General features: G+C 64.5%; 14 protein-coding genes. 7 read left to right on the top strand and 7 right to left on the bottom strand.

Translation table 11 applies throughout. The features are described from left to right. The 3 genes from RN01_RS26670 to RN01_RS26660 form a co-directional block, all read left to right on the top strand. Positions 1 to 432, top strand: a 432-nt coding sequence (locus RN01_RS26670; RefSeq protein WP_039016805.1) for a class I SAM-dependent methyltransferase, incomplete at its 5' end; no start/stop codon positions are given. Then, on the top strand, positions 404 to 1,792 hold the full coding sequence (locus RN01_RS26665) for a sensor histidine kinase (RefSeq protein ID WP_017513786.1): 1,389 nt from the start codon (positions 404 to 406) through the stop codon (positions 1,790 to 1,792). The genes RN01_RS26670 and RN01_RS26665, both read left to right, overlap by 29 nt. Before the next feature lie 89 nt (positions 1,793 to 1,881). Continuing rightward, positions 1,882 to 2,880: a response regulator gene (locus RN01_RS26660; protein WP_017513785.1), complete on the top strand. Its 999-nt coding sequence runs from the start codon at positions 1,882 to 1,884 to the stop codon at positions 2,878 to 2,880. An 82-nt stretch (positions 2,881 to 2,962) separates the two neighbouring features. Here RN01_RS26660 and RN01_RS26655 read toward each other — a convergent pair whose 3' ends face one another. Both RN01_RS26655 and RN01_RS26650 read right to left on the bottom strand, forming a co-directional pair. Further along, positions 2,963 to 3,460 (bottom strand): DUF3761 domain-containing protein, encoded by a 498-nt coding sequence (locus tag RN01_RS26655; RefSeq protein WP_017513784.1) that lies wholly within the window; start codon positions 3,458 to 3,460, stop codon positions 2,963 to 2,965. 168 nt (positions 3,461 to 3,628) lie between these two features. Next, positions 3,629 to 4,603 carry an NAD-dependent epimerase/dehydratase family protein gene (locus RN01_RS26650; RefSeq protein ID WP_024570747.1) on the bottom strand — a complete coding sequence of 325 codons (975 nt, stop codon included), beginning with the start codon at positions 4,601 to 4,603 and terminating at the stop codon, positions 3,629 to 3,631. A 125-nt stretch (positions 4,604 to 4,728) separates the two neighbouring features. Between RN01_RS26650 and RN01_RS26645 the strand changes: the two genes are divergently transcribed. Together RN01_RS26645 and RN01_RS26640 are read left to right on the top strand one after the other, a co-directional pair. Then, complete coding sequence (locus tag RN01_RS26645) at positions 4,729 to 5,640, top strand: LysR family transcriptional regulator (RefSeq protein WP_035836860.1); 912 nt, start codon at positions 4,729 to 4,731, stop codon at positions 5,638 to 5,640. A gap of 261 nt (positions 5,641 to 5,901) precedes the next feature. Next, positions 5,902 to 6,282, top strand: coding sequence for an SHOCT domain-containing protein (locus RN01_RS26640; protein WP_008647667.1), 381 nt, complete (start codon positions 5,902 to 5,904; stop codon positions 6,280 to 6,282). 27 nt (positions 6,283 to 6,309) lie between these two features. On the opposite strand, the gene copD is transcribed toward RN01_RS26640, so the two are convergent. From copD to RN01_RS26620, 4 genes are read right to left on the bottom strand one after another with little or no spacing between them, the layout of a single operon-like run. Beyond that, positions 6,310 to 7,209 carry a copper homeostasis membrane protein CopD gene (gene copD, locus RN01_RS26635; RefSeq protein WP_017512974.1) on the bottom strand — a complete coding sequence of 300 codons (900 nt, stop codon included), beginning with the start codon at positions 7,207 to 7,209 and terminating at the stop codon, positions 6,310 to 6,312. 18 nt (positions 7,210 to 7,227) lie between these two features. Further along, entirely contained in the window at positions 7,228 to 7,614 is a 387-nt protein-coding gene (gene copC / locus RN01_RS26630; RefSeq protein ID WP_017512973.1) for a copper homeostasis periplasmic binding protein CopC, read from the bottom strand. A gap of 38 nt (positions 7,615 to 7,652) precedes the next feature. Further along, the gene (locus RN01_RS26625; protein ID WP_017512972.1) at positions 7,653 to 8,717 is read right to left on the bottom strand and encodes a copper resistance protein B; all 1,065 of its coding nucleotides are present in this window, start codon (positions 8,715 to 8,717) and stop codon (positions 7,653 to 7,655) included. Then, positions 8,714 to 10,582, bottom strand: coding sequence for a copper resistance system multicopper oxidase (locus tag RN01_RS26620; protein WP_017512971.1), 1,869 nt, complete (start codon positions 10,580 to 10,582; stop codon positions 8,714 to 8,716). The genes RN01_RS26625 and RN01_RS26620 overlap by 4 nt, the downstream gene beginning before the upstream one ends. Before the next feature lie 195 nt (positions 10,583 to 10,777). Here RN01_RS26620 and RN01_RS26615 point away from each other — a divergent pair, with 195 nt between their 5' ends. Next, positions 10,778 to 11,464: a heavy metal response regulator transcription factor gene (locus RN01_RS26615; protein WP_011520077.1), complete on the top strand. Its 687-nt coding sequence runs from the start codon at positions 10,778 to 10,780 to the stop codon at positions 11,462 to 11,464. Then, positions 11,464 to 12,852 (top strand): heavy metal sensor histidine kinase, encoded by a 1,389-nt coding sequence (locus RN01_RS26610; protein WP_017512970.1) that lies wholly within the window; start codon positions 11,464 to 11,466, stop codon positions 12,850 to 12,852. Before RN01_RS26615 ends, RN01_RS26610 begins: the two co-directional genes overlap by 1 nt. Here the strand turns inward: RN01_RS26610 and RN01_RS26605 are convergent, their stop codons facing one another. Next, complete coding sequence (locus RN01_RS26605) at positions 12,853 to 13,284, bottom strand: YeeE/YedE family protein (RefSeq protein ID WP_017512969.1); 432 nt, start codon at positions 13,282 to 13,284, stop codon at positions 12,853 to 12,855. It abuts the gene before it with no gap. Position 13,285 lies beyond the last annotated feature (1 nt).

The following is a 13,285-nucleotide window of genomic DNA, read 5'->3' as shown; positions in this document are numbered from 1 at the left end:
GCGGAGACGCTTGAGTACACGCGGGGTTCGATCGAACGGTCCGCCGCGTCGGCCGGGCACAAGGTATCGGTCGAGATGGTGCACCAGTCCGTGCACGAACTGGCCAAACGCCGCATCGCGGCCGACGACCCGAGCGTGCGCGAGTTCGACGCGGTGTATTGCGCCGGCCTGTTTGACTACCTCTCCGACAAGGTCTGCGCGCGCCTGCTGTCGTACTTCGCTTCGCGCTCGAAGCCAGGCGGTCAGTTGCTCGTTACCAATGTCCATCCGTCAAACCCGGAGAAGTTCGGGATGGAGCATCTGCTGGAGTGGTACCTGATCTATCGCGACGAGGCCGGTATGGCCTCGCTGTTGCCGGAGAACTCGCATGCCCACCGACTCTATGTCGATGAAACCGGCGTCAATGTCTTCGCGGAAGCCACTGTCCGCTGAGGACCCGGCGGCGCAACCGGCGCGGGCCCTCGGTTCGTACCCGCGTCATGCCGGATACCAGTCCGAACTGGCCGATTTCCGCCTGACGTTCAGCCGGGGCGGCGCGTACACGGCCATCGTGCTGGTACTGCTCGGTGTCGGCCTCGATTACGTTCAGTATCCACAATGGCAAGTGCCGTTCACGGTAGCGCGCATCGTCATTGCGCTGCTGATCGGCGGCGTGGTGGTCGCGCTCTACAGCCAGGCTGGCCGCCGCTTCGCGCCATGGCTCACCATGACGTGGCTGCTGCTGCCGCAGATCATGATCGCCTGGATGATCGCGCAGACCGGGAGTGTCGAGTCGCCGTACTACGTCGGGCTGAATCTCGCGATCTTCGCCTCGGGCATCGCCTTACCGTTCGGGCTGTGGCAGAACCTCGTGTTCGGCATTCTGTCTTTCCTGCTCTATGCCGCCGCGTGCCTGCTGCACCCGGGTGGCATCGAGCCCGTGGGGACGTTCATCGTCAACTCGCTGTTCCTGCTGTTCGCGGCAGCCGCCAGCGGCGTGTACACGTTCTTCAACGAACAGGCGCGTTTCATGCTGTTCCGCGTCAAGGCCGAGGTGGCGGACAAGAACGCGGAGCTCGAGGCCATCAACCGGGATCTGCTGAACATCAAGGGGCAGATGCTCCAGCAGGAGAAGATGGCGGCCATCGGCACGCTGGCGGCAGGCCTGCTGCACGAGGTGAACAATCCGGTCAACTTCTGCCTGATGGCGGTCGAGGTGGCCCTGGAGGAGCCGGTTGCGAAAACAGAGACGAGCCTGCAGGAGTGTCTGATCGATGCCAAGCAGGGCTTGCAGCGGATCCAGCATATCGTCTCGGACCTGAAGACATTCGCCTATCGCAAGCCCGGTGCCGAAGAGGAAGGCACCCCGTTTCTGTTCGAGAAGGCGCTCGACTCGTCGCAGCGTCTGACCGCGCACGAACTGCGCGGCGTCAGGATGACGCGTGACATGCCCGACGACACACTCGTGCTTGGCGACGTCGCCGCGATCCTTGGTGTGCTGATCAACCTGTTCTCGAACGCGGCGCTGGCGATGCGCAAGGCGGGTACGCAGAGCCCGGCGATCCATACGACGGTGCGATGGGAGGACAAGCGCCTGCGCGTGACCGTGCGCGACAACGGTCCAGGCATCGCGCAGGAGCATCTCGCCCGCGTGTTCGAACCGTTCTTCACCACGCGGGAAGTGGGCCAGGGCCTGGGTCTTGGCCTGTCGATCAGCTACGCCGTAATCGAACGTCATGGCGGCGTGCTGTATGCCGAGAGCGATGTGGGCCAGTGGGCCGCCTTCAGCTTCGACCTGCCACGCGCGGAGTAAGGCCCCGCTTGCTGACATGAGCCGGGCTCGTTTGACCATTGAGACAGCGATCTCTCCAACCTCAAGACAGTCGCATAAGGGAATGACCGATGAGCGAAACCAAAACCTTGCAGACCCCTCCGGCAATCCTGTTCGTCGATGACGAGGCCACTGCCGTCAAGTACTTTCACCGGGCCATTGGTCAGCTTGCGCCGGTGGTAACCGGCCAGTCCGTGCAGGAGGGAAAGGCCCAGCTGGATGCTCATGGCGACAGCATTGCCGTGCTCGTCTCGGATCAGCGTATGCCTGGCGAATGTGGCAACGAACTGCTGCGCTACGCGCGTGAGCACTATCCGCATATCGTACGGATCCTGACCACCGCCTATTCCGAAATTGACCAGACGGTGGAAGCCGTCAACCAGGGGCAGATTCACCGCTACATCAAGAAGCCCTGGGACATTACCGCGCTGCGTATGGAGCTGAAGCAGGCGCTGGAGTTGTCCGCCCTGCGCAGGGAGCGAGACCAGCTGGTACATGAAAAACTCATGGTGCTGCAAAAGCAGACCGTAGCGACGCGCATCGCCATGGTCCAGACGCTGTGCGCCAGCCTGATCGGCCCCGGGCGTTTCCAACCCGTGGAAACCTACCTGAAAGGCACGTCGCTGGCGAAGTCGCCCATTGCGAAGCCGGACTGGCAACGCCTGGACTATGCCGATGTGGTGAGCGCGGAGAGCCAGCGCAATGGTGCCTTTGGCTATGCGGTAGGCGCGGCGCTCGGAGACCTGCGCTCGCGGTTCCGTGGCCAGAGCGCCGAACATGCGATAGCCGTGCTGGCAGACGTGCTCGGCAATGCGGTACGCCACGACGGCGATGTGATCACGTGGACATCACCCGCCATGCTCAGCGAGTTCATCGCCATGCCGGTAACCGAAGCGGTATCCGCGCAACACGCTGCATGGCTGGCGGCGCTCTTGTGGCAGGAGGAAGCAGGCGGCGCGTTTGAACTGCAACGTGAAGGCGATACGGTCAGCGCGCGTATCGGTACGCGAGCAGAATCGTTCGGATCGGATCGGCTTGCTGTCTGGATCGACCAAATAATCGAGGCATGACATCTCCGGGGCATCCCGGTTGCCCGGGATGCCTCTGGACCGTCTGGGCACGGAGCGCTGAGTCCCCCCGCGCAGTCCCCGTTCAGGAACAGGCCTTGCCGTGATCGGGCTTGTAGCCCTTGGCCTTGGCGTCGGCCTCTGACATGTACGCGCCACTCTTGGTCTTGCCGTAGTAGCGGTCAGACGGGCAGTGATAGACCTTGCTCGACGAGTTGGCCCAGACCTGGCCAGGGCCTCCGCCCGGTGCGGCGGCGGTGGTCTTTTTCTCGGTGGCAGTGGCGGGAGCCGCAGGTGCGGCTGTTGCCGCCGGCGCGGCGGCCTTGGGCGCGGGTGCCGCGGCAGGCGCCATCGCGGCGGGTGCCATCGCGGCTGGTGCGGATGCTGCGGCGGCGCCACCATACCAGTCCTTGACGCCCTTGTGCCCTGCGCAGGCGCCCTTCTTGCTGGCGCCGGAGTAGTAGCTTCCGTCCTTGCAGAGGCCCGTGGTGCCCGCTGGCGCGCCGGCGGGTGCCTGGGCCTGGGCGCCGAGCGACAAACCCAGCGCGGCCGCAACGGCCATCGACTTCAGCAAATTCTTCATTGGCTGCTCCCGTATCGGGGTGAAACGACGAGAAGAAAAACGCTTGAGCCGAGTGGGCGATCAGGTACGTTGCAGCGCGACGCTGGCGCCGCGCGCATCGCTCTCGCTCGTCCCCAATAACTGTCGCCGGGAGCGTCGCGTTGACAGCACCTCCAAGTCGGGCAAGTTTCAGCCGGCCGAAGCGGGCGTCAAGCGTGCATTGGCGCACATGGCGGCAGCCAGCGTCTGGCGAATGCCGTCTTGATAAGACGTCTTTCGAATCGGACCAATCAGCGCCCGCAGCGCCGAGTCGTCCATGATCACGGGGTCGGTCTGCAGATAGTGCATCTCGACCAGTTCGCGCATCAGCGGATTGAACAGCCCCAGCAGACGCAGCATCGTCTTGCCCACCACGCGCAGTTTCATCGCACGGCCGGTCTGGCGCTCCATCTCTTCCACCAGTTCGCGCTGCGTGGTGACGCCGGCCCCGGCGAGGTGCCAGATCTTGCCGAAGGCAGCCGGGGTATCAACCAGCCGGGCCACCACCGGGCCCACGTCCGGTACGAAGATGAACTCATGCGGCGTGTCGATCGGCCCGATCAGGTCGGCCGTGCCCCCGTTCGCAGCCGTCAGCACCGCGCGATGCAGCAGGCTGTTCTCGACGCCGGGACCATAGAAGTCCGGCAAACGCAGCACGGTGGCACGGACGCGTCCATCGGCATGCGCCTGCATCAGCAGGTCCTCCTGCGACTTGCGCATACGCCCCTTGAAGGTGTGGGGTTCGCGCGGATGGTCCTCGCGCACGGGTGTCGTCCTTGCCCTGCCATATGGGTACACCGTGCCGATCAGGATGATCTGCTTCACGCCGGCCACCACGGCGGCGTCGAGCGTCCGGCGCATCAGCGCGGGGTGCTGCTCAAACTGCCAGTAGTTCACCCCGACCAGATAGATCAAGGTCTCCACACCCGTGGCGGCCGCCTGAATCGCCTCCGGCGAGTCCGGATTCCAGGTCAGGATCTCCGCCAGCGGGTCATCGCCGAAGGCCTGGCGCAGGCTGGCCTCGTGCCGACCTACCACCCGATAGGGCTCACCCCTGCTGCGCAGGGCGGCCGCGATGCTCCGGCCAATGGCGCCTGCCGCGCCAAACAAGGCAACTTTGGACATATCGGATTTCCTTTCGGTAACGGATTGGGAAGGCAGCGAGCAATTCGCGAAACCGCAGTGTGGCGCACCCGCAATCGAAAGAAAATTGCCTAGAATCGACTGGCAGCTATTTAAAAATGCATACCATGACGCGAAACGAACCGAGCTGGGAGTGGTACCGGACATTCTTGCAGGTGCTGGAGGTCGGGTCGCTCTCCGCCGCCGGCCGGGCCCTCGGCATCACGCAGCCTACAGTCGGGCGGCACATCGACAGCCTCGAGGCTGCCCTGGGGCTGAAGCTGTTCACACGCTCGTTCGACGGCTTCGCCCCCACCGAGGCCGCCCATGAGCTGAAGCCATACGCGGCGAGCATCGCCGCCACCGCCGCCGCGCTGCGCCGGGTGGCCAGCAGCCACGGCGCGGGCGTCCGGGGCACGGTACGGCTGACCGCGAGCGAAGTCATCGGCGCCGAGGTACTGCCTCCGATCCTGACGGCCCTGCGCGACGCGCATCCGGAACTGGTGGTCGAGCTCGTCCTGTCGAATCAGCCTGACGACCTGCTGCGCCGCGAGGCGGACATCGCCATCCGCATGTTCCGACCGGTCCAGGGGGCCTTGATCGCCCGGCATGTCGGCGGTATCGAAATCGGCTTGCACGCGCACACCCGCTATCTGCAGGCGCACGGCGTGCCTGGCTCGACGAGCGAGCTGTCGCGCCATGCGCTCATCGGCTTCGATCAGGAAAACGACTTCATCCGCCGGTTGCAGAGCAAATTCAAACCCTTCTGGCGCGATAGCCTGGCCTTTCGCAGCGACAGCGACTTGGCCCAACTCGGCGCCATCCGTGCGGGATTTGGCATTGGCGTGTGCCAGGCCGCACTGGCGGCACGGGATCCCCAACTGGTGAGGGTGTTGCCCGAGCAGTTCTCGGTCACGCTGGATACCTGGGTAGCCATGCATGAAGACCTGCGTGACAACGCACGCTGTGCCGTAACCTTCGCCGCGCTGGTCAACGGGCTGGACGCCTATATCAAAGGTGTTCCCGGGCAAGGGGAATGACGGCAACGCCCGGACATTCGCAGACGTCGGCCTGAAGCGGATGGCACCCGTCGCACTCTGCAAAATCAGGAATCATCCCGACAAGAAACTTTCATAACGGTGAAAGTGATTACTTGTCGTCACACCTGCTATACCTAATGAGGTTGACGCGCCACTGGCCACCTGCATCGCGGCCGGCGCGCATCGTCTTGCCGCATGAATCGGATCAGCCGATCGCCTTTTCCCTTATCGGGACCATTTTCTTTTCAATGGAGAGCATCAATGGTTATTCAGGAAGGTTTTTCATTTGGAAATTTCATCATCGACGTTTTTTCCATCTTCCTTTTCATCCTGTGGTTCTGGTTGCTCATCACCATTTCCGGCGATCTGTTCCGGCGTCATGACGTGTCGGGCTTCGCCAAGGTGCTGTGGGTGATCTTCCTGATCGTGCTGCCCTACATCGGCGTCTTCGCCTACATCCTTACCCAGGGTCGCGGCATGGCAGAGCGCAATCAGGAACGTGCGCGGGAGGCACGCAACGAACTTCGCCAGGTGGTCGGCTTCAGCGTCGCCGACGAACTGGAAAAGCTCGACCGCCTGAAAGCGTCCGGCTCCATCTCCGAGGACGAATTCAAGCGGCTGCGGGCAAAGCTGGTCGAGTAAAGCATCGCGACCAGAGGCGGAGGTCCATCAAGGCTCAGGCGATTGCACACCCAGCACGGCAACAATCGCCAGCACCGCCACGCCAAGCAGGGCTTCGACAACGAAGCTCTTGCGCAGCGCCCGCACGGCCGCGCCACTGTCCGATGCCGTCGCCAGCGCCGGGCCCAGGCGATACCGGTTCAGCGCGGCCATCACCAGCATCGCGGCGAATAGCGCCAGCTTGACCAGCAGAATCCGGCCGTAGGGCGACGTCAGTCGCTCCAGCGTCGGCATGCCGGCGATGAACCAGTAGTTGACTGCCCCGGTCGTCACCAGCGTCCCGACGATCACGGTACCGATACTCGCAAACCCGCGCGCGGCGCGATCCAGCACAGCGAGAACGCCCATCCGGGCCAGCATCAGGAATCCAGCCAGCGCGCCAATCCATGCGCCGCCCGCGAGCAGATGCGCAATATCGACCAGCAGATGCGCGACGCCGGACAGCCCCTCGTTCATCGCGCCGTGGCCACCCCATGCGAGCGTTGCCAACGCGATGGCGCCACAGGCAACGAGGACCCGATAACGCAGCGTCGGCCGATGCGCGAGCGCGAAGCTCGCGATCAGTCCACCGAGAAGCGCGCTCATGCGAATGAAGCAGGCGATGCCGAAGGCTGTCTCGGTCGCGATCATCGCCACCGTATCGCCGCCCAGATCCGCATACCCTTCCACTCCGCTCATGGCCTTGGCCACCACGGCCATGTCCACGACGGAAAGCACCAGACCGATGAGCGCGGCCATCATGGCGTAGCCGCTATAGCACCGGGCGCTGGCGGCTTCCCGCTCGTCCTTTCGCAGCGCATACAGGGCAAACAGCGGCAAGCCAAACAGCAACATCAGATCCAGATAGAGCGCGAACCGCACCCACACGTTGAGCCAGTCGACCTCCATTGGATAGCCCTGCCCGCGTTACTTCGTCGTGAAGGTGATGCTGCCGTTGACCGGATGGGTGTCCGATGACACCGCTCGCCAGTCCACGCGATAGGTGCCCGGTACCAACGGGCTCTTCGGCGCGATGATCATCGCCTTGGGATCGTCGCCCCCGGACACACTGGCCGCGATCTTCATTGGCGGATGATCGGCCATGCCGGGCATCCCGGTCATGACCAGATTCGCGCCGGAGACCTGCTTGACGAGGTTCTCGGAGAACAGCAGTTCGATCCGCGTGGGCGCGGGCCCTTCGGACTTGTCGGCAGGCGTGGCGCTGACAAGCTTGGGGTGCGCGAGGGCGGCGGCACTGGCCAGAAGTGCGGTGGCGGCAACCAGCGCCTTGGCCGCGGTGTGGATGTAAGTCATGAGATCTCCCTGGGTAAAACGATTGAAGCCGGACGCGATCAGAACCAGGCGCGCACACCGGCAACGAAACGCGTCTCGCCGCTACGGCCGCCGGATGTGCGAACCATATCGGCGGTGTTGCCGAACGTCTGGTAGCGCTCCACGCCGATGTACGGCGCGAACTGGCGACTGAACTCGTAGCGCAGACGCAATCCCACTGCGCCGTTCGACAGCCCGCTGCCGGTGCCGGTCGCCGGGTCATTCTTGCCGTACAGGTTCGCTTCGATGCGCGGCTGGAGAATCAGCCGCTGCGTAATCAGCAGCTCATACTCGGCGGACAGGCGCAGGGCGGTACGCCCCTCGTTGCCCACGTAAGCCGTGGCATCGACCTCGAACCAGTACGGCGCCAGCCCCTGCACGCCGAAGGCCAGCCAGTTCCGCGCGGGCCGGCCATAGCCGGCATCGTTGCGGTAGCCGACCTGTGTATCCCAGAACGTGGAAATCGCGTGGCCCCACAACAGCTCGGTGCGGGCCTCGTGCACCCGGCCTTTCTCGGCTTCGCCTTCGGCCTTGATCACAAGCTTGTTATAGGCGCTGCCAATCCATGCCTGGGCTTCGTACGAGGTCGCATTGCTATCGCTGCCGTGCGTCCACTCCAGGCGGTCCACCAGCACCGAGGCGAACAGGTGTTCGTCCGCCATGTGAAGCTGGCGATGCTCGCCCAGCGCGTACTTGCCGACGCCGAGCAAGTAGCCGCCCGAGTACGCATTCGGATCGCGCGCATCCGGCGGCGCACTACCGCCCTGCATCTTCATGTCGCCATGATCCATGGCGGGCGGCGCGCTTCCGGCGTTACTGCCGTCCATGGTCTGAATGTCGCTGCTTTCGCCGCTGTCCATGGTCTGGATCTCGCCGCCATCCATGCCCTGCATCGATGACATCGAATCCGAAGTGGTCGCGCTGGCCGCGTTGGTCGCACTGGCCGCGTTGGCCGCGCTGGCAGATTGGGCAGCGTGCGACGCATGGTCTGCGTGCGAATGCTGCGCCCAGGCGGTGCCCATGCTGACGGAGAGAAGCGCCGCCGCGAGCAGCGTCAGTGTGAGTGGGTTGCGTGCGTTCATCATGCCACCACCACTTCACGGAACATGCCCATGTCCATATGCATCATCAAGTGGCAGTGCCATGCCCAGCGCCCGAGCGCATCGGCGGTCACGAGGAAGCTGATGCGTTGCGCGGGCTGCACCGGAATCGTATGACGACGGGCCTGGAACGTGCCGTCGGGCGCCTCCAGTTCGCTCCACATGCCATGCATGTGCATCGGGTGGGTCATCATCGTGTCGTTGTGGAGAATCACCCGCAGGCGCTCGCCATGCTTGAAGAACACCGGCGTCGACTTGCCGTACTCCACGCCGTCGAACGACCACGTGTAGCGCTCCATATTGCCGGTCAGATGCAGTTCCACCTCACGGCCCGGGCCACGGTGGTCCATCGGGCCACCGACCGTATGCATGTCCGCCAGTGTCAGCACCCGGCGCCCGTTGTTGCGCAGCCCGATGCCGGGGTCGTCGAGGTTGGTGCGCGCCATGTCCACGCGCATGTCGGTGCTCGGACCGTACTCGGTACGCGCATGACGTGCCCGCGTGCTGGGTACCTTGAGCGAGTCGGCATGTGACATGCCACTCATCCCAGCCATGCCGGACATATCGTGCTGGCTGTGATCCATGGGCATCGCACCGTGATTCATGGCGCCATGGTTCATCGCGCCATGATCCATCGCCGCGGCGCTTGACGCGCCGTGGCCCATCACGCCGTGGTTCATGCTGCCCATCATGTCACCCATGGTGAGCCACTCAGCCTTGTCGAGCGCCGGTACCGGCGGCTGCAAGCCCTCGCGCACGGCCAGCGTGCCGCGCGCGAAGCCGGTGCGGTCCATCGACTGGGCGAAGATCGTGTGTGCGTCGTCGGTCGGCTCCACCAGCACGTCGCAGGTTTCCCCCGGGCCGAAGCGGAACTCGTCGACCGTCACGGGCTCGATGTTCTGGCCGTCGACCTGTATCACCTTGAGCTTCAGGCCGGGAATGCGCACGTCGTAGAACGTGTTGCCTGCGCCGTTGACGAAGCGCAGGCGCACGCGCTCGCCGGCACGGAACAACCCGGTCCAGTTGCCGGCGGGCGTTACGCCATTCATCAGGTATGTCAGCGTGGCGCCCGACAGGTCGGCCAGATCGGTGGGGCTCATCCGCATCTGGTTCCACATCTTTCGCTTCTCCAGCGCGGCGCCAAGCCCGTCGTTGGAGACGTCGCGGAAGAAGTCCACCACGGTGGGCTGGTTGTAGTTGTAGTAGTCGCTCTGGATCTTGAGCTTGGACATGACCCGCATCGGATCCTCGTCCGTCCAGTCGGACAGCAGCACCGCATAGTCGCGGTCGGCACGCACTGGGTCTTCGTCGCCGTCGATGATCAGGCTGCCGTAGACGCCAGTCATTTCCTGGAAGCCCGAGTGCGAGTGGTACCAATAGCTGCCGGTCTGATCCACCTTGAAGCGGTAGGTGAAGGTCTCGCCGGGCGGAATGCCCGGGAAGCTGATACCGGGCACGCCGTCCATCTGATACGGCAGGATGATGCCGTGCCAGTGAATCGAGGTGGGCTCGTTCAGGCGATTGGTGACGCGGATCGTCACCGTGTCGCCCTTGCGCCAGCGCAGCGTGGGACCGGGAAGCATGCCGTTGATGGTGGTGGCCATGCCGGGCTTGCCCGTGAAGTTGACCGCCGACTCGCCGATCACGAGATCGAACTCCGTGCCACGCAGGACCGGGGCAGCGCCATTGCCCGTTGCAGCCTGTCCGCCCCCGGAACTGGCCCAGCCTCCGGACGACAATCCCCCGAGCGCGCCGAGCACACCCCCGGCGGCAAGACCCTGGACGAAGCGACGCCGGGACAACCCCGCCCGCACAGGCAAAATCAGATCGGCCGGAACGTTGGCTCGCATGCTGTCAATTCCTTCTCATCGTGAAATCGCGCCAGCAAAATGGCGCAGCGAGCACAGAGTAGTCAGGACGCGGTAACCACCTAATGACCCAAAAATTACATTCCGGTAATGTCCGCGTCATGTTCGGACCGCGGCGTACACTTGCGGCGTTTTCCGGGCACGGGGCCCGGGTGCATTGGTTTGACGAGGACACGTATGAAGCTCCTGGTGGTCGAGGACGAAACCAAGACTGGCGAATACCTGAGGCAGGGCCTGACCGAGGCGGGCTTCATCGTGGACCTCGTGCATAGCGGGCTGGACGGCCAGCATATGGCGCTGAACGAGTCCTACGACCTGCTGATCCTCGATGTGATGCTGCCCGATATCGATGGCTGGCGCATCCTGCAGAACATCCGGGCCGCCGGCAATCCCGTGCCGGTGCTGTTCCTGACGGCGCGTGACAGCGTCGCCGACCGCGTGAAGGGGCTGGAACTCGGCGCGGACGACTACCTCGTCAAGCCGTTCGCGTTCTCCGAACTGCTGGCCCGCGTGCGCACACTGTTGCGCCGGGGCGCCGCGCAGGCACCGGTCGATCGTATCCAGATCGCCGATCTCGTGCTGGACCTGGCCCGACGCAGGGCCACGCGTGCCGGGCGCAGGATCGTGTTGACTGGCAAGGAATTCGCGCTGCTGGAACTGCTGGCCCGCCGCCGTGGCGAGGTATTGCCGCGTTCGCTGATCGCCTCGCAGGTCTGGGACATGAACTTCGACAGCGACAGCAACGTGATCGACGTGGCGATCCGCCGCCTGCGCGCGAAGATCGACGACGACTTCGACGACAAGCTGATCCAGACCGTGCGTGGCATGGGATACGTGCTGGAAGCGCCCGAGGATCTGGCCTGATGCGCGGCTATTCGCTGACCACGCGGCTGACCGCACTGTTCTCGCTGACCTCGGCCTGCGTGCTGCTCGGGCTTGGCGTGCTGATCTTCACAGCGATGGACCGGCACTTCGCGGTGGAGGACTACGCGCTGCTGCGCGACAACATGCGCCTCGTCGAGAAAACCATCGCCGACAACACCGGCAGCACGTTGCCCACGCGCCTGGCGGACGCCTACCAGCATCACAGCGGACTCCTGGTCTATACGCGCGGCACCAACGGTCAGGTGCACTACGCCACGCCGGATTTCGACTTTGCCGCAGCGCTGAAGACGTCGATTGAGGCATCGCGCAAGCATGTCGGCGATGACGACGTCTTCCAATGGACGCAGGACGGCAAAACCTATCGCGGCATGCGTGCCACGGTGAACGCGGCGGGGGAACGCACCGACGTGCTGCTGGGGATGGACACCGAGATCCACGAGCATTTCGTCCACGCGTTCCGCCGATCGCTGGTCTCGTATGTGGCGCTGGCTGTGCTGGCCAGCGGTATTTTCGGCTGGTGGGCCGCGCGCCGGGGTCTGGCGCCGTTGCGCGCCATGGCCACGCGTGCGAAGGTCGTCACGGGAGACAAGCTCCATGAGCGGATGCCGGTGGAAGCTGTTCCCGAGGAAGTGGCCAATCTCGCCGCCAACCTCAATGCGATGCTGGAACGCCTGCAGGATGATTTCCGCCGCCTGTCCGAATTCTCATCCGATCTCGCGCACGAACTGCGCACGCCGCTGACGAATCTGATGACGCAGACGCAAGTGGCCTTGTCACAACCCAGGGACGCGGAGAAGTATCGGGAAATCCTGGCCTCCAACGCGGAAGAGTTGCAACGCCTGTCGCGAATGGTTTCGGACATGCTGTATCTGGCCAAGATGGAACACGGGCTCGACCTGCCGCACAAGGAAACCATTTCCATCGCGCAGGAAGCGGGGGCGCTGTTCGAGTTCTATGAGGCGCTGGCCGAGGACAAACAGGTGGCACTGCGGCTGCAGGGCGACGGCATCGTCGAGGGCGACCGCCTGATGCTGCGGCGCGCGCTGAGCAATCTGCTCTCCAACGCGCTGCGCCACACTCCGCAGGCCGGCGCGGTGGTTGTCGAGGCGCACGCGGAAGGCGACAGCGTGGTGGTGGCGGTGGAAAACGATGGGCCCGAGATTCCGGCCGAGTTGTTGTCTTCGCTGTTCGATCGGTTCTTCCGTGGCGACAAGTCCAGGCGACGGCCCGAGTCGGACAGCGTCGGGCTCGGGCTCTCCATCACGCGCGCGATCATGACCGCGCACGGCGGCGGCATCTCGGTCCAGTCGGCGAACGGAAAGACCCGCTTCGTGCTGCGATTCCCGCCGCGGAACACGCAAACCTGATCAGGCGCGCGCGACGCGCGCCTTGCTGCGTTCCAGCACTTCGAAGACCAGCATCCCGGCCGCCATGGCCAGCACGAAGCCGATGGCCTTTGGATAGCCCGCGCCCAGCGCCACCAGCGCGGGGCCCGGGCAGAAGCCCGCCGTCCCCCAGCCGATACCGAACAGCGCGCTGCCGATGACGAGCCTTGGCGTGATGACTGTATTCGTCGGCAGTTGCATGGGCAACCCGAGCAGCGAGCGCTGGCGACGCTTGGCCAGCAGGAACGCCACCGAGCCAATCGCAATGGCGCCGACCATCACGAAGGCGAGCGAGGGGTCCCAACGCCCCGCCAGATCGAGAAAGCCCAGCACCTTGGCCGGATTGGCCATGCCGGAAACCATCAGGCCGATGCCGAACAGCAGGCCCGCGAGCAGTGCGGTGATGGCGCTCATA

This window comes from Cupriavidus sp. SHE (assembly GCF_000812445.1).
In the GTDB taxonomy this organism is placed as follows: Bacteria; Pseudomonadota; Gammaproteobacteria; order Burkholderiales; family Burkholderiaceae; genus Cupriavidus; species Cupriavidus metallidurans.
Note: the sequence above shows the minus strand (reverse complement) of the source record. Positions and strands in the feature narration are given on the sequence as shown.

Coding starts and splice junctions, on each gene's coding strand:
- RN01_RS26665 (WP_017513786.1), top strand. CDS start 404: ATGTCTTCGCGGAAGCCACTGTCCGCTGAGGACCCGGCGGCGCAACCG.
- RN01_RS26660 (WP_017513785.1), top strand. CDS start 1,882: ATGAGCGAAACCAAAACCTTGCAGACCCCTCCGGCAATCCTGTTCGTC.
- RN01_RS26655 (WP_017513784.1), bottom strand. CDS start 3,460: ATGAAGAATTTGCTGAAGTCGATGGCCGTTGCGGCCGCGCTGGGTTTG.
- RN01_RS26650 (WP_024570747.1), bottom strand. CDS start 4,603: ATGTCCAAAGTTGCCTTGTTTGGCGCGGCAGGCGCCATTGGCCGGAGC.
- RN01_RS26645 (WP_035836860.1), top strand. CDS start 4,729: ATGACGCGAAACGAACCGAGCTGGGAGTGGTACCGGACATTCTTGCAG.
- RN01_RS26640 (WP_008647667.1), top strand. CDS start 5,902: ATGGTTATTCAGGAAGGTTTTTCATTTGGAAATTTCATCATCGACGTT.
- copD (WP_017512974.1), bottom strand. CDS start 7,209: ATGGAGGTCGACTGGCTCAACGTGTGGGTGCGGTTCGCGCTCTATCTG.
- copC (WP_017512973.1), bottom strand. CDS start 7,614: ATGACTTACATCCACACCGCGGCCAAGGCGCTGGTTGCCGCCACCGCA.
- RN01_RS26625 (WP_017512972.1), bottom strand. CDS start 8,717: ATGATGAACGCACGCAACCCACTCACACTGACGCTGCTCGCGGCGGCG.
- RN01_RS26620 (WP_017512971.1), bottom strand. CDS start 10,582: ATGCGAGCCAACGTTCCGGCCGATCTGATTTTGCCTGTGCGGGCGGGG.
- RN01_RS26615 (WP_011520077.1), top strand. CDS start 10,778: ATGAAGCTCCTGGTGGTCGAGGACGAAACCAAGACTGGCGAATACCTG.
- RN01_RS26610 (WP_017512970.1), top strand. CDS start 11,464: ATGCGCGGCTATTCGCTGACCACGCGGCTGACCGCACTGTTCTCGCTG.
- RN01_RS26605 (WP_017512969.1), bottom strand. CDS start 13,284: ATGAGCGCCATCACCGCACTGCTCGCGGGCCTGCTGTTCGGCATCGGC.